This window comes from Sanguibacter inulinus, from assembly GCF_013415325.1.
Taxonomy (GTDB): domain Bacteria; phylum Actinomycetota; class Actinomycetes; order Actinomycetales; family Cellulomonadaceae; genus Sanguibacter; species Sanguibacter inulinus.
In genome coordinates this window covers 1-22,121 of record NZ_JACBYE010000008.1, presented here as the reverse complement: position 1 = coordinate 22,121, position 22,121 = coordinate 1, and the positions used below count along the sequence as shown (strand labels likewise).

Annotated in this window: 16 protein-coding genes; 11 read left to right on the top strand and 5 right to left on the bottom strand. The window is 69.7% G+C overall.

Annotation, left to right across the window (positions count from 1 at the left end; all coding sequences use genetic code 11):
• Window positions 1–352 precede the first annotated feature (352 nt).
• The gene (gene rpsA / locus HZZ10_RS05050; protein ID WP_179912676.1) at window positions 353–1,843 is read left to right on the top strand and encodes a 30S ribosomal protein S1; all 1,491 of its coding nucleotides are present in this window, start codon (window positions 353–355) and stop codon (window positions 1,841–1,843) included.
• A gap of 584 nt (window positions 1,844–2,427) precedes the next feature.
• Here the strand turns inward: rpsA and HZZ10_RS05045 are convergent.
• Window positions 2,428–4,332, bottom strand: coding sequence for an ABC transporter ATP-binding protein (locus HZZ10_RS05045; RefSeq protein ID WP_056134259.1), 1,905 nt, complete (start codon window positions 4,330–4,332; stop codon window positions 2,428–2,430).
• Between the two features lie 180 nt (window positions 4,333–4,512).
• Here HZZ10_RS05045 and coaE point away from each other — a divergent pair, with 180 nt between their 5' ends.
• Window positions 4,513–5,136 (top strand): dephospho-CoA kinase, encoded by a 624-nt coding sequence (coaE, locus tag HZZ10_RS05040; RefSeq protein ID WP_179912675.1) that lies wholly within the window; start codon window positions 4,513–4,515, stop codon window positions 5,134–5,136.
• A 78-nt stretch (window positions 5,137–5,214) separates the two neighbouring features.
• Window positions 5,215–7,311 (top strand): excinuclease ABC subunit UvrB, encoded by a 2,097-nt coding sequence (uvrB, locus tag HZZ10_RS05035; protein WP_056133326.1) that lies wholly within the window; start codon window positions 5,215–5,217, stop codon window positions 7,309–7,311.
• 196 nt (window positions 7,312–7,507) lie between these two features.
• Here the strand turns inward: uvrB and HZZ10_RS05030 are convergent, their stop codons facing one another.
• From HZZ10_RS05030 to HZZ10_RS05020, 3 genes are read right to left on the bottom strand one after another with little or no spacing between them, the layout of a single operon-like run.
• The gene (locus HZZ10_RS05030; RefSeq protein ID WP_228087096.1) at window positions 7,508–7,804 is read right to left on the bottom strand and encodes a YciI family protein; all 297 of its coding nucleotides are present in this window, start codon (window positions 7,802–7,804) and stop codon (window positions 7,508–7,510) included.
• A gap of 10 nt (window positions 7,805–7,814) precedes the next feature.
• The gene (locus HZZ10_RS05025) at window positions 7,815–8,510 is read right to left on the bottom strand and encodes an MBL fold metallo-hydrolase (RefSeq protein ID WP_179912674.1); all 696 of its coding nucleotides are present in this window, start codon (window positions 8,508–8,510) and stop codon (window positions 7,815–7,817) included.
• Window positions 8,507–10,462: a glycoside hydrolase family 15 protein gene (locus HZZ10_RS05020; protein ID WP_179912673.1), complete on the bottom strand. Its 1,956-nt coding sequence runs from the start codon at window positions 10,460–10,462 to the stop codon at window positions 8,507–8,509. The genes HZZ10_RS05025 and HZZ10_RS05020 overlap by 4 nt, the downstream gene beginning before the upstream one ends.
• A gap of 230 nt (window positions 10,463–10,692) precedes the next feature.
• Here HZZ10_RS05020 and uvrA point away from each other — a divergent pair, with 230 nt between their 5' ends.
• From uvrA to HZZ10_RS04995, 5 genes are all read left to right on the top strand, one after another.
• Entirely contained in the window at window positions 10,693–13,641 is a 2,949-nt protein-coding gene (uvrA, locus tag HZZ10_RS05015; protein WP_056133318.1) for an excinuclease ABC subunit UvrA, read from the top strand.
• Between the two features lie 151 nt (window positions 13,642–13,792).
• Complete coding sequence (locus HZZ10_RS05010) at window positions 13,793–14,326, top strand: DUF6328 family protein (RefSeq protein ID WP_179912672.1); 534 nt, start codon at window positions 13,793–13,795, stop codon at window positions 14,324–14,326.
• Between the two features lie 160 nt (window positions 14,327–14,486).
• Complete coding sequence (locus tag HZZ10_RS05005) at window positions 14,487–15,632, top strand: acyl-CoA dehydrogenase family protein (protein ID WP_179912671.1); 1,146 nt, start codon at window positions 14,487–14,489, stop codon at window positions 15,630–15,632.
• A complete protein-coding gene (locus HZZ10_RS05000; RefSeq protein WP_179912670.1) occupies window positions 15,626–17,083 on the top strand; it encodes a PIG-L family deacetylase in 1,458 nt (485 codons plus the stop codon). The genes HZZ10_RS05005 and HZZ10_RS05000 overlap by 7 nt, the downstream gene beginning before the upstream one ends.
• Window positions 17,080–17,853, top strand: a complete 774-nt coding sequence (locus HZZ10_RS04995) for a glycosyltransferase family 2 protein (RefSeq protein WP_308507494.1) — start codon at window positions 17,080–17,082, stop codon at window positions 17,851–17,853. Before HZZ10_RS05000 ends, HZZ10_RS04995 begins: the two co-directional genes overlap by 4 nt.
• A 16-nt stretch (window positions 17,854–17,869) precedes the next feature.
• On the opposite strand, the gene HZZ10_RS04990 is transcribed toward HZZ10_RS04995, so the two are convergent.
• Window positions 17,870–18,343 (bottom strand): OsmC family protein, encoded by a 474-nt coding sequence (locus tag HZZ10_RS04990; RefSeq protein WP_179912669.1) that lies wholly within the window; start codon window positions 18,341–18,343, stop codon window positions 17,870–17,872.
• A gap of 116 nt (window positions 18,344–18,459) precedes the next feature.
• Between HZZ10_RS04990 and uvrC the strand changes: the two genes are divergently transcribed.
• The 3 genes from uvrC to HZZ10_RS04975 form a co-directional block, all read left to right on the top strand.
• Window positions 18,460–20,616 (top strand): excinuclease ABC subunit UvrC, encoded by a 2,157-nt coding sequence (uvrC, locus tag HZZ10_RS04985; protein ID WP_179912668.1) that lies wholly within the window; start codon window positions 18,460–18,462, stop codon window positions 20,614–20,616.
• 42 nt (window positions 20,617–20,658) lie between these two features.
• On the top strand, window positions 20,659–21,603 hold the full coding sequence (rapZ, locus tag HZZ10_RS04980) for an RNase adapter RapZ (RefSeq protein ID WP_056133306.1): 945 nt from the start codon (window positions 20,659–20,661) through the stop codon (window positions 21,601–21,603).
• Window positions 21,600–22,121, top strand: a 522-nt coding sequence (locus HZZ10_RS04975; protein WP_179912667.1) for a gluconeogenesis factor YvcK family protein, incomplete at its 3' end; no start/stop codon positions are given. The genes rapZ and HZZ10_RS04975, both read left to right, overlap by 4 nt.

Genomic DNA, 22,121 nt, shown 5'->3' with positions numbered 1-22,121 from the left:
AGACCAGCACGCCCGCGCGGGCGACGACGGGTCTGCCCTGATCAGGGGCCCGTCGTCGCCCGCGCGCCCACGTTGACCCACCCACCGCCGCGCCGGTAAGGTATATGGCGGTGCAGTACGGTCGCGCCCGCTCGTCCCGGAACGGTCAAGAAGCTCTCAGAGGCTCTCGTCCGTCCCCGTGGCGAAGGGGTCGGCACGCAGGCGCTGCGCACGACACGCACCACCAGCCTGTGGCACCAGCACCACTCAGCACCATCACGTAGTACTGAGCACCATGTCCCGTGCCCTCGCGCACGAACAAGCAGCATCCCTATCCGAACTACTTCCTGTCCGCATCGGAGCACCTGACTCAATGACCATCTCTACCCCCGCGAAGTCCGCCCCGCAGGTCGCCATCAACGACATCGGCACTGCAGAAGACTTCCTTGCAGCCATCGACGCCACCATCAAGTACTTCAACGACGGTGACATTGTCGAAGGCACCATCGTCAAGGTCGACCGTGACGAGGTCCTCCTCGACATCGGTTACAAGACCGAAGGCGTCATCCCCTCCCGCGAGCTGTCCATCAAGCACGACGTGGACCCCGGAGAGGTCGTCCAGGTGGGCGACGTCGTCGAGGCGCTCGTCCTCCAGAAGGAGGACAAGGAAGGCCGTCTGATCCTGTCCAAGAAGCGCGCACAGTACGAGCGCGCCTGGGGCACGATCGAGAAGATCAAGGAAGAGGACGGCGTCGTCACCGGCACCGTCATCGAGGTCGTCAAGGGTGGCCTCATCCTCGACATCGGTCTTCGTGGCTTCCTCCCCGCCTCGCTCGTCGAGATGCGTCGCGTCCGCGACCTCCAGCCGTACGTCGGCAAGGAGATCGAGGCCAAGATCATCGAGCTCGACAAGAACCGCAACAACGTGGTCCTGTCGCGCCGTGCCTGGCTCGAGCAGACGCAGTCCGAGGTTCGTTCCACCTTCCTGCAGACGCTGCAGAAGGGCCAGGTCCGCCCCGGTGTCGTCTCCTCGATCGTCAACTTCGGTGCCTTCGTGGACCTCGGCGGGGTCGACGGTCTCGTCCACGTCTCCGAGCTGTCCTGGAAGCACATCGACCACCCGGGCGAGGTCGTCGAGGTCGGTCAGGAAGTCACCGTCGAGGTCCTCGACGTCGACTTCGACCGCGAGCGTGTCTCCCTGTCGCTCAAGGCGACGCAGGAAGACCCGTGGCAGACCTTCGCCCGTACGCACGCCATCGGTCAGGTCGTGCCGGGTAAGGTCACCAAGCTCGTCCCCTTCGGCGCGTTCGTGCGCGTCGAGGACGGCATCGAGGGCCTCGTGCACATCTCGGAGCTGGCTGTCCGCCACGTCGAGCTGCCCGAGCAGGTCGTCAACGTCGGCGACGACGTCTTCGTCAAGGTCATCGACATCGATCTCGAGCGTCGCCGCATCTCGCTGTCGCTGAAGCAGGCCAACGAGGGCGTGGACCCGGAGTCGGACGACTTCGACCCCGCTCTGTACGGCATGGCTGCCGAGTACGACGAGGCCGGGAACTACAAGTACCCGGAGGGCTTCGACCCCGAGACGAACGAGTGGCTCGAGGGCTTCGAGGCGCAGCGCGAGGTCTGGGAAGGCCAGTACGCCAAGGCGCACGAGCGCTGGGAGTCGCACCGCAAGCAGGTCGCCGAGGCCGTCAAGGCTGACCTCGAGGCCGCTGAGTCGGGCGACACCGACTCTGGCTCGAGCTCTTCCTCGGCCAGCACGTACTCGTCGGCTCCGGCTGCCGAGCCCACCTCCGGTGGCGGCACGCTCGCCTCGGACGAGGCTCTCGCCGCACTCCGCGAGAAGCTCACCGGTAACTGAACTGACCCGGGGCCTCGGCCCTGAGACGGCTCAGCACTGACAGCAGAGGCCGGTCACCTTCGGGTGGCCGGCCTTCGCTGTACCCGGAGCCACTCCTGATCTCCGATGCTGCCTGCTCGTCCGCTCGCGGTCCTCGTCGTCGTCGTCCCCCCGTGCCGACGAGGTCGTACCTGGGTCCGCGAGGTCGTACCCGTGTCGACGAGGTCGCACGGACGCGCCGAAATACCGGCATCGAGCCGTGATTCTGGCGTGTCCGTGCGACCTCGTCGTTGGGGAACGACTTCGTCATCGTCCGGACGACCTGGGTGCGCACGATCTGGGTGCAGGGCCTACGACCTCGGCGCGGAGCCTACGACCTCGTCGTGGGGCGGACGACTTGGGCACAGCGCACGACCTCGTCGTGGGGCGGACGACTTGGGCACAGCGCACGACCTCGTCGTGGGGCGGACGACTTGGGCACAGCGCACGACCTCGTCGGAGGGCGAGCGACCTGGGTTCGGGGCCGGGGACGTGAGAACGGAGACCCGGGTCGGGCCCCGGTCCGGAGAGACAGGGACCCCGCCCGGCTCGAGCCGGGGCCTCTGTCAGGCTGGGTCCGTCAGACCGCTCACGGCCTCCGCGAACTGGGTGTGGTACAGGTCGGCGTAGAGACCGCCGGCCTCGAGCAGCTCGGTGTGCGTGCCCTGGGCAACCACGCGCCCCTCGTCGAGGACGACGATCCTGTCCGCCTCACGGATGGTCGACAACCTGTGCGCGATGACCACCGAGGTCCTGCCGACCAGGGCTGCGCTCAGCGCACGCTGGACGGCTGCCTCGGACTCCGAGTCGAGGTGGGCTGTCGCCTCGTCGAGGACGACGACGTCCGGTGCCTTGAGCAGCAGCCGCGCGATCGCGAGGCGCTGCCGCTCACCGCCCGACAGCCTGTACCCGCGGTCACCCACCACGGTGTCGACACCCGAGGGCAGGGACTCCACGAGGTCCCAGATGTGCGCGGCCCGCAGCGACTCCTCGATCTCCTCGTCGCTCGCGTCCGGCCGGGCGTACCGCAGGTTGCCGGCGATCGTGTCGTGGAACATGTGCGAGTCCTGGGGGACCGTGCCGACAGTCGCACGCAAGGACTCGAGCGTCACGCCGCGCAGGTCCTGGCCAGCCACCTCGATCGTGCCCTCGGTCGGGTCGTACATGCGGGTGACCAGCTGAGACAACGTGGTCTTGCCAGCACCCGACGGGCCCACGAGCGCGACCATCTCGCCGGGCTCGACCCGGATGCTCACGTGGCTCAGCGTCGTGGACTGCGGGTCGTTGACGAGGGTCGCGACGGACTCGAGCGACGCGAGCGACACCTCGGCGGCCGTCGGGTACCGGAAGGTCACGTCGCGCAGCTCGATGCTGGCTCCGTGCTCGGCGACCGCGAGACGCAGGTCTGTCGCGTCCTGCGCGTCGGTCACGCTCGGCTGGAGGTCGAGGACCTCGAGCACGCGCTCGAAGCTGACGAGCGCTGTCATCACGTCGACCTGGACGTTGGACAGGGCGGTGAGCGGGCCGTAGAGCCGGCCGAGGTAGGCGGTGAGCGCGACGACGACCCCGACGGTCAGCCCGCCGCTGATCGCGCTGAGCCCACCGACGCCGTAGACGACCGCGACCGCGAGGGCGGCGACCGTCGTCAGGCCCACGCGGAAGTAGGTCGAGTACATGGCGAGCTTGACGCCGATGTCTCGGGCGCGCCCGGCGTCGTGGGCGAACCTGCGCGACTCGTCGGCGGGGCGACCGTAGGTCTTGGCGAGGTGCGCCCCCGCGACGTTGAAGCGTTCGTTCATCGTCTGCGACGTGTCGGCGTTGATCTCGTAGGACTCCCGCGTCAGACGAGCGAGGCGTGGCCCGATCCACCGTGCCGGCAGGATGAAGGCGGGCAGCAGCACGAGGGACAGGGCTGTGAGCTGCCAGGACATCGAGAACATCGCGGCGAGCACGAAGACGACGGTCAGGGTGTTCGAGAAGACGTTCGACAGCGTCGAGGTGAAGGCCTGCTGGGCACCCAGCACGTCACCGTTGAGGCGCTGGACGAGGGCACCGGTCCGGGTGCGGGAGAAGAAGGCGAGGGGCATCTGCTGGACGTGGTCGAAGACCGCGATCCGCAGGTCGAGGATGAGTCCTTCGCCGATCCGCGAGGACAACCAGCGCTGCGCCATCGTCAGCGCACCCGAGGCGAGAGCCAGAACGGCGACGAGTCCTGCGAGCCACAGCACGACGTCTCGCCGGCCCGGGGTGATGCCGTCGTCGATGATCGCCTTGAAGACCAGAGGCGTGGCAGCACCTATGAGGGCGTCGATCGCGATGAGCACGAGGAACACCGAGAGCTGCCGCTTGTACGGGCGGGCGAAGGCCAGCACACGTCGGACCGTGCCGTCGGCGAGGCGGTGCTGGGTGATACCGCGTTCCTGGCGGAACGAGCGGAACTGTCCGCCGCCCCCTCCACCTCCTGCGTGCATCGACACGATGTGCTCCCTTCGACGTGCTGTGTGGTCGTGCTGCTCGCCGCGACCTGTCGCGGCTCGGCGCGCCGTGCGCACGGCGGACGCGATACGTTGGGCCGACGCCCGTGCACCGGGCACCGGACGGTACGGCGCCCAGGGCGCCGTCCTCGCCGGCCGTGCGACGAGAGGGACGAGATGATCAGGATAGGTCTGACCGGCGGGATCGCCGCCGGCAAGTCGGTCGCCTCGACGCGCTTCGCGGAGCTCGGCGCAGTCGTGATCGACCACGACGTGCTCGCCCGCGAGGTCGTCGAGCCAGGGACTGTCGGGCTCGACCGGGTGGTCGAGGCCTTCGGTCCGGAGGTGCTGATCGAGGACGGCTCGCTCGACAGGCCGGCGCTCGGTCACATCGTCTTCGGCGACCGTGCGCGGCTGGACCTGCTGAGCTCGATCATCCACCCGGAGGTGGCGCGGATGTCCGCAGAGCGCGAGGCTGCCGTGGCCACCGCAGATGCCAACGCCGTGGTGGTCCACGACATTCCCCTGCTCGTCGAGACAGGGCAGCAGGAGACCTTCCACGTGGTGGTCGTGGTCGACGCCCCGGCCGACCTGAGGATCCGCAGGCTCGTCGAGAAGCGCGGTCTGGACCTGCCCGAGGCCCGTCGCCGGGTCGCGTCGCAGGCGACGGACGAGGCGCGCCTCGCAGCTGCCGACGTGGTGCTTCCCGGGGCCGGTGACGTGTCGCAGCTGCGCGCTGCCGTCGACGCCCTGTGGCGACGGCTGCAGGACGAGGTCGAGGCAGAGGTGCCCGTCCCCTGACGCTGCTGCTCGGGCGCTGTGGCCACCGGCACGCTCATCCCGGTGGGCGTTGTCGGTGGCTGGTCGTACGGTTGTTCCATGCGACCTGTGACAGATCTCCAGCGGACAGTGGCACCCTTCGAGGTGATCTCCGAGTACACCCCGTCGGGGGACCAGCCGACGGCGATCGCTGAGCTCGCAGAGCGTATCCAGGGCGGCGAGAAGGACGTGGTGCTCCTCGGTGCCACGGGTACCGGAAAGTCCGCGACGACGGCCTGGCTCATCGAGAAGCTGCAGCGTCCGACGCTCGTCATGGCGCCGAACAAGACACTCGCCGCGCAGCTCGCGACAGAGTTCCGGGAGCTCTTGCCCAACAACGCCGTCGAGTACTTCGTGTCGTACTACGACTACTACCAGCCCGAGGCGTACATCGCGCAGACGGACACCTTCATCGAGAAGGACAGCTCGATCAACGACGAGGTCGAGCGCCTGCGCCACTCGGCGACGAGCAACCTGCTGACGCGGCGCGACGTCATCGTCGTCGCGTCTGTGTCGTGCATCTACGGTCTGGGTACCCCGCAGGAGTACGTGGACCGCATGGTCCGGCTCGACGTCGGCGACCAGGTCGACCGCGACACCCTGCTGCGCAAGTTCGTCACCATGCAGTACACCCGCAACGACATGGCCTTCACCCGTGGCACCTTCCGCGTGCGCGGCGACACCGTCGAGATCATCCCGGTGTACGAGGAGCTCGCGATCCGCATCGAGTTCTTCGGCGACGAGATCGAGGCGATCCAGACGCTGCACCCGCTGACGGGTGACGTCGTGCGCAACGAGACCTCCATCCACCTCTTCCCGGCCACGCACTACGTCGCCGGTCCGGAGCGCATGGAGAAGGCCATCGCGTCGATCGAGACCGAGCTCGAAGAGCGTCTCGCGACGATGGAGGCCCAGAACAAGCTCCTCGAGGCGCAGCGCCTGCGGATGCGCACCACCTACGACATCGAGATGATGCGCGAGATCGGCAGCTGCTCAGGCATCGAGAACTACTCGCGGCACATCGACGGTCGTGGTCCGGGTACGGCCCCGCACACGCTGCTCGACTACTTCCCCGAAGACTTCTTGCTCGTCATCGACGAGTCGCACGTGACGGTCCCGCAGATCGGTGCGATGTACGAGGGTGACATGTCGCGCAAGCGAAACCTCGTCGACCACGGTTTCCGGTTGCCGAGCGCGATGGACAACCGCCCGCTGCGCTGGGAAGAGTTCGTCGACCGCATCGGGCAGACCGTCTACCTCTCGGCGACGCCCGGAAAGTACGAGCTGTCGATGGCCGACGGTTTTGTCGAGCAGATCATCCGTCCGACGGGACTCATCGACCCCCAGGTGATCGTCAAGCCGACCAAGGGGCAGATCGACGACCTGCTCGAGGAGATCCGCGTGCGCGCGGAGAAGGACGAGCGCGTCCTGGTCACCACGCTGACGAAGAAGATGGCCGAAGACCTCACCGACTACTTCCTCGACAAGGGCGTGCGGGTCAGGTACCTGCACTCCGAGGTCGACACGCTGCGACGCGTCGAGCTGCTGCGTGAGCTCCGGATGGGGGAGTACGACGTCCTGGTCGGCATCAACCTGCTCCGTGAGGGCCTCGACCTGCCCGAGGTGTCGCTCGTGGCGATCCTCGACGCCGACAAAGAGGGCTTCCTGCGGTCCGCGACCTCGCTCATCCAGACGATCGGTCGTGCGGCTCGTAACGTCTCGGGCCAGGTGCACATGTACGCGGACACCGTCACGCCGTCGATGGCCATGGCTCTCGAGGAGACGGACCGCCGCCGCGAGAAGCAGGTCGCGTACAACCTGGAGCACGGGATCGACCCGACTCCGCTGCGCAAGAAGATCAGCGACGTCACGGACATGCTCGCCCGCGAGGACATCGACACCCGCGAGCTGCTCGAGGGCGGCTACCGCAAGCCCGCCAAGGGTTCGGCGCCTGTCCCGGGTGGTCCGAAGGAGGGCGCGTCCGGCAACAGGCTCGCTGTCGCCGCTGCCGGTGATCTTGTCGGCCTCATCCAGGAGCTCGACGAGCAGATGCACGCTGCTGCGGCCGAGCTGCAGTTCGAGCTCGCGGCCCGCCTCCGCGACGAGGTCTCGGGCCTGAAGAAGGAGCTCCGGCAGATGCAGGCCGCCACGGCCTGACCTCTCGGCGCGTGACAGAGGTGGGCGGGCACGCCCACGACAGACGACGACGCGGCCACCCCCGACGGGGTGGCCGCGTCGTCGTGCGTCTGCGGGGGAGTGCCCGCCGGGAGAACCGGGGGCCGAGGAGCGCCAGGCCACGTTCGAGCGCCATCGACGCTGCGTCGGACTTGTGGGCCGAGAGGCCGAGGGAAGGTCAGTCCGCCCAGGGCCCGTAGACCACTGTCCACTCGGTGACCGCACGAGCCGCGACGAGCTGCTGCTGGTGGAAGGGGTCAGCATCGAGGATCGAGCTGACGGCCTCGGCCGAGTCGCCCTTGAGGATGAGCAGCGCACCCTGCATGTCGTCGTCGGAGACCGGGCCCGACGCGAGCAAGATCCCCGCGGCGTACAGACCGCCGAGGAAGGCCCGGTGAGCCGGGCGGTGCGTGTCGCGGGCAGCAGAGTCGTCGGTGTAGACGTAGGTCACGGCGTAGGTGGTCATGCCCGCCATTCAAGCACCTTCACCAGCCGCGAGACCGCCATTCGTCGAGGTGCGGACGCTCAGCGCCGAGGGTGGTCGGGGCTCCGTGTCCGGGGTGGACCACGGTGTCGTCCCGGAACCGGCCGAAGATCTTCTCCTCGACGTCACCGAGGAGCTGCGCGAACCGCTCCGGGTCGTGGTTGGTGTTGCCGACCCCGCCGGGGAACAGAGAGTCACCGGAGAAGATGTGGGTGCGACCGGCGACGGCGTCGGGCTCAGACGCCTCGTCCGGCTCGACGAGCACGAGGGCGACCGAGCCGGGGGTGTGGCCGCGGAGCGGGACGACCTCGAGGTCGATCGTCCCGGCGACGAGGTGCTCGCCCGCGTGCAGGCGCTGCCGCGTGGGCACGCTGATGGCCTCGGCGTCCTCGGCACCGGCTGCCGTGGTCGCACCGGTGACCCCGACCATGTCTTCGAGCGCCCCGACGTGGTCGTGGTGGCTGTGCGTGGTGACGATGAGGTCGAGGCGCGCAGACCCCGATCCCTCGCGCACGAGCGCGAGCAGCCGGTCCGAGTCGGCAGCGGCGTCGACGAGCACCTGTGCGCCGGTGGTCCGGCAGGTCAGCAGGTACGCGTTGTTGTCCATGGGACCGACCGCGACCGACCTGAGGTCGACGTGGTCGAGCCGGGTCAGCCGGGTCGGTGAGGCCGGTGCGGTGCTCTGGTCGTCGGTCATGGTGCGTCCTCCCTCGTCCTCGGGGCGCCGCTCGGCGCCTCCGCCTTGCCGGTGGTCGTCGTGCCTGTGCTGGTCGTCCCGGTGCTCGTCGTGCCGGGGGCGTGGTGCCCCGCGGAGTGCAGACCGCCACGGTCGCTCGTGGCTCGGTCGAGGCTGTGGACTGCGCGCACGAGCCCGAGGTGGGAGAAGGCCTGCGGGAAGTTCCCGGCCATCCGTGCGCGTTCGTCGTCGTACTGCTCAGCCATGAGCCCGAGGTCGTTGGCCGAGCCCACGAGGGTGTCGAGCAGCTGCTGCGCCTCGTCGGTCTCGCCGGTGCGGGCGAGGGCGTCGACGAGCCAGAAGGAGCACACGAGGAACGGTGCCTCGTCGCCCTCCAGCCCGTCACCTGTCTGCTCGGTCTCGTAGCGCCTGACGAAGCCGTCCTTGGTGGCGAGGGTCCGCTGGATCTCCCGGACCGTCCCGACGAACCTCTCGTCGGTCGGCTCGATGAACCCCACCTGGGCCATCTGCAGCAGAGACGCGTCCGTGTGCTCGGCTCCGTAGTACTGGACGAAGGCACCGAGCCCCGAGTCGAAGCCGTGCTCCATCACCTGGGCGTGGATCTCGTCACGGGCAGCCTTCCAGTGCTCGACGGGACCGTCGAGACCGTGCACCTCGACACCCCTGACGGCCCGGTCGATCGCCGCCCAGCTCATCACCCGCGAGTGCACGAAGTCCCGCTCGGGTCCTCGGACCTCCCAGATCCCGCGGTCCGGGCGGTCCCAGTGCTCGACGAGCGCGTCGACCAGGTGCCTCTGCAGCGACCAGCTGTCAGCCGTCTCCGTGAGCCCTGCGTCCCGCGCCATGTCGAGGGCGCACATGACCTCGCCGAGCACGTCGTTCTGCACCTGGTCCACGGCCGCGTTCCCCACCCGCACGGGCCTGGAGCCCGCGTACCCGGGCAGGTGGTCGAGCTCGCGCTCGGGGAGGTCGCGGCGCCCGTCGACGCCGTACATGATCTGCAGGTCTTCAGGGTCACCGGCGACCGCGCGCAGCAACCAGTCGCGCCATCCGACGATCTCGTCGTGGTAGCCGGACTCGACGAGCGCCTCGAGGGTCATGGCGGCGTCGCGCAACCAGCAGTATCTGTAGTCCCAGTTGCGCTCTCCGCCGAAGTCTTCAGGCAGGGAGGTGGTCGCCGCCGCGACGATCCCGCCGGTCGTGCTGCTCGTCAGGAGCCGCAGGACGAGCAAGGACCTGACGAGGGGTTCGCGGTAGGGGCCGGAGTAGGGCGTCTGGCGGGCCCAGTCGTGCCAGCTGTCGGTCGCCGTGGCGATCACGTGCGCGACGGACAGGGGTGGGGGAGTCGCACCCCAGGACGGTGTCCAGGTCGAGGAGAAGGTGAAACGTTCGCCCTCGCTCGCCTCGAAGACGTCTCGGTGACGGTGGTCTTCGGCCCGCGGGAGCCGGGTGCCGCGCAGCAGCAGCGAGTCCGGGCCGGCGACGGCGCGGATCGCGTGCCGCCCGGTCCGGTGGTCGTCGTCGACCCGGCTCACCCAGGGTTCGTAGGCCCCGTAGCCGAAACGCACCACCCATTCGTGCTCGATCGTCACGTGGCCGTCGAGCACCTCGAGCTCGCGGACCAGGTCCGCCCGTCCGTCGCCGGGTGGCATGGCGTCGACGACGCGTGCTGTGCCTGTCGCTGTCGTGTAGGTGGTCTCCAGGACGAAGGAGTCGCCCAGGTACCGCCGCGTCACCGACACGGGGTCGCGGACCGTCAGCAGCCACCGTCCGTTCTCGGGGGTGCCCAGCAGCGCGGCGAAGCACGCCGGGGAGTCGAAGTCGGGCAGGCACAGCCAGTCGACCGACCCCGTCCGGCTGACGAGGGCGCAGGACCGCCCGTCGCCCAGGACCGCGTAGTCCGCGATCGGTGTCGAGCAGGGGGTGGTATCGAGCGCAGGGCTGTCAGGCATCTCCCGATTGTGGTCTCTCGGCGGTCGTCGAGCACGTCGGGGGAGGTCGGAGCGGTGCGGGAGGCATCTGGGGCCTCGTCGAGGGCTCAGGAGGCTACCGTCACGTGGCGGGGCTCGGAGCCGTGAGGGCGGGTGCAGCCGGGCTTGGCGACGGCACGTGAGACGCGCGACCCGGTCACAGTTCTTCGAACAGGTGTGCGCGTGTCGGTGGTCGACCGTACGATGTCGGGGTGAGTGATCGCCTCGTCGTCCAAGGTGCCCGTGAGCACAACCTCCGCAACGTCGACCTGGATCTTCCCCGTGACGCCCTGATCGTCTTCACCGGTCTGTCAGGCTCTGGGAAGTCCTCGTTGGCCTTCGACACCATCTTCGCCGAAGGGCAGAGACGGTACGTCGAGTCGCTGTCCGCGTACGCGCGCCAGTTCCTCGGCCAGATGGACAAACCCGACGTCGACTTCATCGAGGGCCTCTCGCCCGCGGTGTCGATCGACCAGAAGTCGACCAACCGGAACCCTCGGTCGACCGTCGGCACCATCACCGAGGTCTACGACTACCTCCGTCTGCTCTTCGCGCGCGCCGGCACGCAGTACTGCCCGGTGTGCGGCGAGCGTGTCACCGCCCAGACCCCGCAGCAGATCGTCGACAGGCTGCTCGAGCTCCCCGAGGGCACGCGGTACCAGGTGCTCGCACCTGTCGTCCGCGGGCGCAAGGGTGAGTACGCGGACCTGTTCAAGGAGCTGCAGTCGAAGGGCTTCGCCCGTGCCCGGGTCGACGGCGAGGTCGTCCAGCTCACCGAGCCCCCGACTCTCGAGAAGAAGCTCAAGCACACCATCGAGGTGGTCGTCGACCGTCTCGTCTCGCGCGAGGGCGTCCAGCGTCGTCTGACCGACTCTGTCGAGACCGCCCTCGGCCTCGCGGGTGGTCTCCTGGTCGTCGAGATGGTCGACGCGGAGGAGGGCGACCCGGACCGGGAGCGTCGGTTCTCCGAGCACCGCGCGTGCCCGAACGACCACGTGCTCACCCTCGACGAGATCGAGCCGCGGACCTTCTCCTTCAACGCGCCCTACGGTGCGTGCCCCGAGTGCACGGGCATCGGCATGCGCCTCGAGATCGACCCTGAGCTCGTCATCCCCGACGAAGACAGGTCGCTCGCCGACGGCGCCGTCGCCCCGTGGTCGCAGACCTCCTCCGAGTACTACCAGCGGGTCCTCGGCGCTCTCGCCAAAGACCTCGGCTTCTCGATGGACGTCCCCTGGCGAGCGCTGCCCGAGCGCGCCCGCAACGCTGTGCTGCACGGCCAGAACCACGAGGTGCAGGTCAAGTACCGCAACCGCTGGGGCCGTGAGCGCCAGTACTCGACGGGCTTCGAGGGGGTCATCTCCTTCCTCGAGCGCCGTCACTCCGAGACCGACTCCGAGTGGTCGAAGGAGAAGTACGAGGCCTACATGCGCGAGGTCCCGTGCCCAGTCTGCGACGGCACGCGCCTCAAGCCCGAGGTGCTCGCGGTGCGCGTCGACGGCAAGTCGATCGCCGAGGTCTGCGCCCTCCCGCTGCGCGAGGCCCGCGACTTCCTCGACAACCTGCAGCTCGGTGTGCGCGAGCGTGCGATCGCGACGCAGGTGCTCAAGGAGATCCAGGACCGTCTCGGGTTCCTGCTCGACGTCGGGCTCGACTACCTCTCGCTCATGCGTCCCGCTGGCACCCTGTCCGGTGGAGAGGCTCAGCGCATCCGCCTCGCGACCCAGATCGGATCAGGCCTCGTCGGCGTGCTCTACGTCCTCGACGAGCCGAGCATCGGTCTGCACCAGCGAGACAACCGCCGCCTCATCGACACGCTGACCCGCCTGCGCGACCTCGGCAACACGCTGATCGTCGTCGAGCACGACGAAGACACGATCCGCACCGCGGACTGGGTCGTCGACATCGGCCCGGGTGCTGGTGAGCACGGCGGACGTGTGGTGCACTCCGGCGACTACGCAGGTCTGCTCGAGGCTCCCGAGTCCGTCACCGGCGCGTACCTCGCCGGCCGTCGGTCCATCCCGATGCCGACGCTGCGCCGTCCCGTCGACCCCAAGCGCCAGCTGACCGTGGTCGGTGCGCGCGAGCACAACCTCACCGGGATCGACGTGAGCTTCCCGCTCGGGGTGCTCACGGCCGTCACGGGTGTGTCGGGCTCGGGCAAGTCGACGCTGGTCAACTCGATCCTCTACACGGTGCTCGCCAACGAGCTCAACGGCGCCCGCCAGGTCGCCGGCCGCCACAAGCGGGTCACCGGGCTCGAGCACCTCGACAAGGTGGTCCACGTCGACCAGGGGCCGATCGGTCGCACACCGCGCTCGAACCCCGCCACCTACACGGGTGTGTGGGACCACGTCCGACGCCTCTTCGCCGACACGAGCGAGGCGAAGGTCCGCGGCTACACGCCCGGACGCTTCTCCTTCAACGTCAAGGGCGGCCGCTGCGAGGCGTGCTCCGGAGACGGCACGCTCAAGATCGAGATGAACTTCCTCCCGGACGTCTACGTCCCCTGCGAGGTGTGCCACGGGGCGCGGTACAACCGCGAGACCCTCGAGGTGCACTTCAAGGGCAAGACCGTCGCCGACGTGCTCGACATGCCGATCGAAGAGGCCAACGAGTTCTTCGCCGCGGTGCCGGCGATCTCACGTCACCTCAAGACGCTCGTCGACGTGGGTCTGGGCTACGTGCGTCTCGGGCAGTCCGCCCCGACGCTCTCGGGTGGTGAGGCGCAGCGCGTCAAGCTCGCGAGCGAGCTGCAGAAGCGCTCGACGGGCCGGACGATCTACGTGCTCGACGAGCCGACCACGGGTCTGCACTTCGAAGACATCCGCAAGCTGCTCGCGGTGCTCCAGTCCCTCGTGGACAAGGGGAACTCGGTCCTCGTGATCGAGCACAACCTGGACGTCATCAAGAATGCCGACTGGGTCATCGACATGGGTCCCGAGGGCGGGTCCGGTGGTGGCCTCGTGGTCGCCGAGGGAACACCCGAGCTGGTCGCGTCGGTCGAGGCCAGTCACACAGGCAGGTTCCTCGCCGAGGTGCTCCAGAACCACGAGCCCGCGGGTGTCGCGCCGCTGCCGAAGAAGACCGCAGCAGCTGCCGTCACGAAGAAGCCAGCCAAGAAGCCCGCGAGCCGGGCGAAGGCCAAGCTCAAGGAGTGACGTGCTGCGCCATGCGCGTCTGAGCACGTGCCGCCTCCGACGACAGTCGGTAGGGCTGTGACGAGAGGCGGTACCCGCAGGGGTGCCGCCTCTCGTGCTGCTGCCCCTCGTGCGGTGGTCCCCACCGAGGCCCGGTGCCACACTCGGGAAGATGAGCGACACGCCTTCGAGCCGCCGCCCGACGAGCGGCACCCACAACCCCGTCGACGACCGTGACGAGAGCGTCTCCGAGCGGGCCGACCGCAACTGGGCGGAGCTCTTGCAAGAGCTCAGGGTCACGCAGACCGGCAGCCAGATCCTCACGGGCTTCCTCGTCACGCTGCCGTTCCAGCAGGCCTTCGCGGAGCTCGACAGCCTCCAGCGGGGCACCTACGTCACGCTGCTGCTGCTGTCCGTGCTCGCGACGGTCCTGCTCGTGGCGCCTGTCGCGGCTCACAGGGTCCTGTTCCGTCGCCATCTGCGGCTCCTGCTCGTCCGAGAGGCGGACGCGTGCGCCCGCACCGGGCTGGTGGTCCTCGGTCTGGTCCTCACCGGCGTGACGTTCTTCCTCGTCGACGTGATCTTCACCCGGCCTGCTGCCCTCCTGACCGGGGCTGTGGTGCTGCTCGTCGTCCTCGCCCTGTGGCTCGTCGGACCTGTCGTCATGCTGCGACGGGCACAGTCGGCAGAGCACGACCAGAGGTAGTCCTGCAGGGTCGATGGTCCAGAGACGATCTCGAGGCGTTCCGGGTACGGTCCACAGCGTTCGCCGTGCGTGCTCTCGTCCGTGTGCCTACCATCCACTGACTGCGCGGCACCGGGCTGGCGTGACCCAGCGTGGCTGGCGGAGGAGAGACGAGGTAGGCGTGCAGCGATCGACGACCACGCTCGAGGGTGGCGTGCACCGTGCAGACCTGACGAGCGGCCGGCCGACCCGCCGGTCGACCGCGATCGACGCCCTGCTCGCCGAGGTCCCAGACCTGGGGACCGACGTGCCGGCCTCCGTCGACTGGGCTGTCCGGATCGGTGACCTCGTCCCGGGGCCCGGGCTCGGACGCACCCTCGAGCTCTGGGAGACCCTCGCTTCGACGGCGGCGCTCGACGTCGGTGTGGCCCGCGTCCTCGAGCCGCACCTCGACGCGCTCTCGATCCTCGACCAGGCACCCGAGGGCACGGACCTCGCCGAGCTGGGAGACGCCCCGAGCAGCTGGGGCGTGTTCGCCGCCGAAGGACCGGGAATGCGTCTCGAGGCGCGCCCGGTCGGCGGCGGCTGGCAGCTCGACGGGGTGAAGCCGTGGTGCTCGCTCGCCGCCGACCTGAGCCACGCCCTGGTGACCGCCTGGACCCCCACCGGTAGGCGGCTCTTCGCCGTGTCCCTGCGAGACGACGGCGTGACTCCCGAGACCGGGCCGTGGGTCTCCCGCGGCCTGCGTCAGGTCGTCTCTGCCCCGGTGACCTTCCGCTCCGTCCGGGCGATCCCGGTCGGCGACGACGAGTGGTACCTCACGCGTCCCGGCTTCGCCTGGGGAGGCATCGGCGTCGCGGCAGCCTGGTGGGGCGGGGCTGTCGGTGTGGCCCGCGACCTCTTCGACGCTCTCGGTGAGCGCGAACCCGACCAGATCGCGCTCGCACAGCTCGGGGCTGTCGACACGAGCCTGCGAGCGTCGCGAGCCGCGCTCCTCGACGCAGCGACCGTCGTCGATGCGCCGCTGTCAGCGTCCGACAGAGCAGCAGGTGGCCACGGCGACTCGCTCCTCGGCATCTCGCCAGGCTCGGCTGGTGCTCAGACTCCTTCCGTCCTCGCTCGCCGCACTCGCGGGACAGTCGCCCGCACCGTCGAGGAGGTCCTCACTCGGTCCGCGCACACCCGAGGCCCAGGTCCGCTGACCGCCGACGAGCGGCACGCCCGCAGGGTGGCCGACCTCGCCGTCTACGTCCGTCAGCACCACGCCGAGCGCGACGACGCATCCCTCGGCAAGGCCCTGCTCGCGGGCGGGGTCCGACCATGGTGAGCTTCGACCACCGCGACGTCGGGACGCTCGAGGCCGACTGGGAGCGGTCAGGACGGCTCGGCACGCTCGAGCCTCTCGACGTGTCCGGGCTCGAGTCCCTCGCCGCCCGGTCCGCGCTGCGCGTCGTCGTGCTGGCGGCCCACCCGGACGACGAGACGCTCGGGGCTGCCGGGCTCGTCGCCCGTCTCGCCCGGGCGGGCGCGCGCGTCTCCTACGTCATCGCCTCGGACGGCGAGGCCTCCCACCCCGACTCCCCGACGACGAGCGTCGATGCTCTCGTCCGTGCCCGCCGGCAGGAGCTGCTCTCGGCTGTCCAGCACGTCGCCCCTCAGGCGGCGGTCCACCTCCTCGGGTTGCCTGACGGCGGACTGCGCGAGCACCGGGCCGAGCTCAGGGCATCGGTCGAGTCTGTGGTCACGGCTGACGGTCCGCACGGCCGCGACGGAACGACGCTGGTCGTCGCGCCGTGGGCCGGCGACGGCCACCGAGACCACCGCATCGTCGGCGAGGTCGCGCGGGAGGTCGTGCAGGGTGCGGCTGATGAGCGTGAGCTGCGCCTGGTCGAGTACCCCGTGTGGTTCTGGCACTGGGGTTCCCCGGACGACCCCGCGCATCCATGGTCGTCGATGCGTCGGCTCGACCTGACCGTCGACGAGCTGGACTGTCGGCGTCGTTCTCTCGCGGAGCACCGGAGCCAGGTCTCCCCGCTGTCGGACCAGCCAGGCGACGAGGCGCTGCTCGGCCCGGAGATGCTCCGTCACTTCGACAGGCCCTACGAGGTCTTTGTCGTCGAGGAGAGGACGGAGGCGGACACCGCCCAGCCCGACGATGCGTCGGAGCGGCTCACCATGACCGGCAGCCTCGGTGAGGAGTTCTTCGACAGCTTCTACGAGGGCCGCTCAGACCCCTGGGGTTTCGAGTCGCGCTGGTACGAAGAGCGCAAGCGCGCGATCACTCTCGCGAGCCTCCCGCGCCAGACCTTCCGCGCCGGGCTGGAGATCGGCTGCTCGACGGGTGTGCTGACCGAGGCGCTCAGCCACCGGTGCGGCACGATCCTCGGGGTCGACATCGCCGCCGCCCCGCTCGAGGTCGCGCGTCGACGCCTGGGGGACGGTGCACGCTTCGAGCAGCTGACGACACCGCACGAATGGCCCGCTGGGGACTTCGACCTGATCGTGCTCTCCGAGGTCGGCTACTACTACGGCCCGGAGGACCTCGTGGCGATGCTCGACCGCGCGGTCGCCTCGCTCACGCCGGACGGTGTGCTGGTGCTCTGCCACTGGCGCCACGAGGTCGAGGAGTACCCGCTCAGCGGCGACGAGGTCCACGCGGCGGCTGCTGAGCGGACCGACCTGGCCCGGCTCCTCCGGCACGAGGAGGATGACTTCCTGCTGGACGTCCTGGTGCGCCCGCCGGCACGTTCCGTCGCACGAGAGACGGGCCTGCTGTGACGGGCGCCGCGGCCTACGGCGCACGCTCCGTCGAGGGCCACGAGCCCGGGACGCAGATCCGCGCCGTCTGCGTGGTCGTCCCCGTGCACGACGAAGAGGCGCTGCTCGGCAGGTGCATCGCCGGGCTCCGCCACGCCGTCCACCACGAGCAGGCGCGGGTGGGAGGGGTGCCGGTCGAGGTCGTGCTCGTCCTCGACGGCTGCACGGACGCCTCCGCGAGCATCGCTCGACTGTCGCCGTTCCGTGTGATCGAGGTGGCCGAGCGACGGGTCGGCGCGGCCCGGGCCACAGGCGTCGAGGCAGGCCTCGACGCCCTCCGGGAGACCTGCGGCCCGCTGCCCGACCAGGAGATCTGGATCGCGTCGACCGACGCCGACTCGCTCGTCCCCGCGCACTGGGTGTCGTCGCAGACCGGTCTGGCGGACCACGGGGCTGACGTCGTCGTCGGCACGGTCCGTCCCGACCCTGCCGACCTCACGCACCGACAGCGTGCGGCGTGGCAGGCGACCCATGTGACGGGCCGGGCGAACGGTCACGTGCATGGCGCGAACCTCGGGATGCGCGCAGACGTGTACGTGGCTGCCGGTGGCTATCCGCCTGTCGACGAGCACGAAGACGTCGCGCTCGTCGCCCGGGCGCGGGCCACGGGAGCCAGGGTGGTCGCGAGCGACGAGGCCTGGGTGCTGACCTCCGGTCGCCAGCAGGGGCGCACTCCCGGTGGGTACGCGCGCTACCTGCGGGAAGACCTGGTCGACGAGGCCTCGGCCTGAGCCTGTGGCGCTCTGCTCAGCCGGCCGCGTGGACCACCGGCCGCACGTGCACGGGGAAGTTGACCGAGCGGGAGATGAAGCAGTGCGCATGAGCCTTCTCGTGCAGCTCGGCCAGGAGGTCGTCGGACGCCTCGGAGGACACGGTCACCTTCGGGCGCAGCTCGATCTCGGTGAACTGCCCGGCACCAGCAGCCTCGACGCGCATCGTCCCGACGGGGGAGTCGGTGTACGCCGTGACGATCACGTCCGACTGCGCCGCGACGTGCAGGAACCACAGCATGTGGCACTCGGAGAGCGAGGCGACGAACAGCTCTTCGGGGTTGTGGCGGGCGCTGTCGCCGCGGAACGCCGGGTCAGAGCTCGCCAGGATGTCCGGCTTCCCCTCGACGGCGACCACGTGGTCGCGCGAGTAGGCGGTGTAGCTGGAGGTCCCGGTCTCGCCGGCTCCGGTCCAGGTGATCGTGGCGGTGTACGCGTGGAAGGCTCCCATCGGCCCACCGTATCCGGAGTTCACTAGATGTGACACCGGTCACGTCGGAGGAGGGCGTGACCCACGCCGCCCTCTCCGGCGCGGTCCGTGTCAGCCGCCCCGACTAGGCTCGTCCTATGGCCGATCCAGCAACATACCGACCCGCGCCGGGCGAGATCCCGACGACGCCAGGGGTCTACCGCTTCCGCGACGAGCACGGACGCGTGATCTACGTCGGCAAGGCCAAGAACCTCCGCGCGCGGCTCTCCAGCTATTTCCAGGATCTCTCCGCGCTGCACCCGCGCACCCAGACGATGGTCACGACGGCGTGCTCGGTCGAGTGGACCGTCGTCGGGACCGAGGTCGAGGCCCTCGCCCTCGAGTACTCGTGGATCAAGGAGTTCGACCCGCGCTTCAACGTCAAGTACCGCGACGACAAGTCGTACCCGTACCTGGCCGTGACGATGGGGGAGTCGGTCCCGCGCGCCCAGGTGATGCGTGGCTCCAAGCGTGCCGGCACCCGGTACTTCGGTCCCTTCGCCCATGCCTGGGCGATCCGCGAGACCCTCGACCTCCTGCTGCGGGTCTTCCCGATCCGTACCTGCTCGGCGGGCGTCTACAAGCGCGCCCAGCAGTCGGGTCGCCCGTGCCTGCTCGGGTACATCGACAAGTGCGCAGCGCCGTGCGTCGAGCGCATCTCCAAGGACGCCCACCGCGCCCTGGCCGAAGACTTCTGCGCCTTCATGGCCGGCGACACCGCGAAGTTCATGCGTCGCCTGCGCGACGAGATGGCCATGGCCGCCCAGAACCTCGACTACGAGCGTGCTGCCCGGCTGCGCGACGACATCGGCGCTCTCGAGCGTGCGATGGAGAAGAACGCCGTCGTCCTGCAGGACGGGACCGACGCCGACATCTTCGCGCTCACCGGTGACGAGCTCGAGGCTGCCGTCCAGGTGTTCCACGTCCGGGGTGGCCGCATCCGCGGTCAGCGCGGCTGGGTCGTCGAGAAGGTCGAAGACCTCACCGACGCGGACCTCGTCGAGCACCTGCTCCAGCAGGTCTACGGCACCGCCGACGAGGCAGCCGGCGGCGACGTGAAGGCCGCCCGCGACAGCGGGCTGGTCCCGCGCGAGGTCCTCGTCCCCGTCCTCCCGGCGCACCTCGACGAGATGACCACCTGGCTCTCCGGCCTGCGGGGTGCGCGCGTAGACATCCGCGTCCCGCAGCGCGGTGACAAGCGTGAGCTCGCCGCGACGGTCCTCAAGAACGCCGAGCACGCGCTCGCCCTGCACCGCACCCGTCGTGCGGGCGACCTCACCAACCGGAGCCTCGCGCTCCGCGAGATCCAGGAGGCGCTCGACCTCGACAGCGCGCCGCTGCGCATCGAGTGCTACGACATCTCGACGACCATGGGTACCCACCAGGCCGCGTCGATGGTCGTCTTCGAAGACGGGCTCGCCCGCAAGAGCGAGTACAGGACCTTCGGTGTCAAGGGGCCCGACGGCGAGGGCGCTCGCGACGACACCGCCGCGATGTACGAGGTCATCACCCGCCGCTTCCGCCGCTACCTCGCGGAGCGCTCGGACTCGGCCGATCTCGAGATCGAGACCTTCGGCGGCGAGGTCGACGCCGAGACCCCCGCGACCGACCGCAAGCGCTTCGCCTATCCGCCGAACCTGGTGGTCGTCGACGGTGGTCCGCCCCAGGTCGCCGCTGCGGCCAAGGCTCTCGCCGACCTCGGGATCGACGACGTCGCCCTGTGCGGTCTCGCCAAGCGTCTCGAAGAGGTGTGGGTGCCGGGGGAGGAGTACCCCGTGATCCTCCAGAGGTCCTCCGAAGGCCTGTACCTGCTGCAGCGTGTCCGTGACGAGGCGCACCGCTTCGCGATCACCGCGCACCGCAAGAAGCGCGGGAAGGGCATGACGGTCTCCGAGCTCGACTCGGTGCCCGGCCTGGGCCCGGCCCGCAAGGGCGCGCTGCTCCGGCACTTCGGCTCGCTCAAGCGCCTGCGCGCGGCGTCGGCCGAGGAGATCGCCACGGTCCAGGGCATGGGCCAGCGCACGGCCGAGGCCGTGGTCGCGGCACTGCACCCTGCGGGGTCACCGGCAGAGGACGGCTCGGCCACGACCACCGTGGAGTCGGCGGCGGTCCCGTCACCCGAGCAGCCGGAGCTCGGGCGGCCGGCAGCGGCGGACGCTCCCGAGGGTGGAGCGTCCGCGGCAGCGAGCTCTCCGGCGCCGAGCCCGGAGGCGCCCAGCCCCGCGCCGGTCGAGACCTCCGACGCGCGGGCCTGACCTGCGGGTGAGTCGGCGACGGAACACTGGCATGCTTGAGGCATGACTGACGACGTCGCTCCGAAGACCGTCCCCGTAGGGATCCCGCAGGTCGAGGCCGTCACGCACCCTCCTGAGCCAGAGGCGAGCGAGGTGCTCATCATCACGGGCATGTCGGGCGCCGGCCGGTCGAGGGCTGCCATGGTGCTCGAAGACCTCGACTGGTACGTGGTCGACAACCTCCCGCCCCGGATGCTCGTCCCGCTCGTCGACATGATGACGCGCGCGGGTTCGTCGATCACCCGCGTGGGTGCTGTCGTCGACGTCCGTGGCCGTGAGTTCTTCAACGACCTGACCGAGGTGCTCGCACGGTTCCGCAAGCGTGGCATCCCGTACAGGATCCTCTTCGTCGACTCCTCTGACGAGGTGCTCGTCCGTCGCTTCGAGCAGGTCCGCCGGCCGCACCCGCTCCAGGGCGAGGGTCGCATCCTCGACGGGATCGCCGTCGAGCGTCAGCTGCTCTCGGCCATGCGTGACCGCGCCGACGTGCTCATCGACACCTCAGAGCTCAATGTCCACGACCTCGCCCGCGAGGTCCGCCGCAGCGTCGCCGAGACCGGCCAGAGCCCCGAGACTCTGCGCATCAACGTGGTGTCCTTCGGATTCAAGTACGGCATCCCGCTCGACGCCGACCACGTCGTCGACATGCGCTTCCTGTCCAACCCGTACTGGATCACCGAGCTGCGCCACCTCACAGGCCGCGACGCGCCTGTCCGCGACTTCGTGCTCGCACGCCCCGGTGCCGTCGAGTTCATCGACCGCTACGTCGACGCTCTCGAGCCCGTGCTGTCGGGGTACCTCAACGAGGAGAAGCGGTACGTGACGATCGCGATCGGCTGCACGGGCGGCAAGCACCGCTCGGTCGCCGTGAGCGAAGAGATCGCGCAGCGGCTGCGTGACCGCGGCCACCGTGTCGCCGTCACCGCCCGCGACCTCGGGAAGGAATGACCGTGGGGTCTGGCGACGCCCCCGCTGTCGTCGCGCTCGGAGGGGGGCACGGTCTCTCCGCGAGCCTCTCCGCGCTGCGTCTGATGTCGGACAGGCTGACCGCGATCGTCACCGTAGCGGACGACGGCGGTTCGTCGGGTCGGCTGCGTGAAGAGCTCGGTGTGCTGCCTCCAGGGGACCTGCGCATGGCGCTGGCCGCGCTCTGCGACGACTCCGAGTGGGGTCGGACGTGGCGCGACCTGCTCCAGCACAGGTTCACCTCCACGGGTGACCTCGACCAGCACGCTGTGGGCAACCTGCTCATCGTCGCGCTGTGGGAGCTCCTCGACGACCCCGTCGAAGGGCTCGACTGGGTCGGACGGCTGCTCGGTGCCCGCGGAAGGGTGCTCCCGATGGCGTCGGTCCCGCTGTCGATCGAGGCCGACGTCGTCAGGGACGGCGAGCTGACGACCATCGTCGGGCAGTCCGCCGTCGGGTCGACCGCCAGCCGCGTCGAGAGCATCCGGCTCATCCCGTCG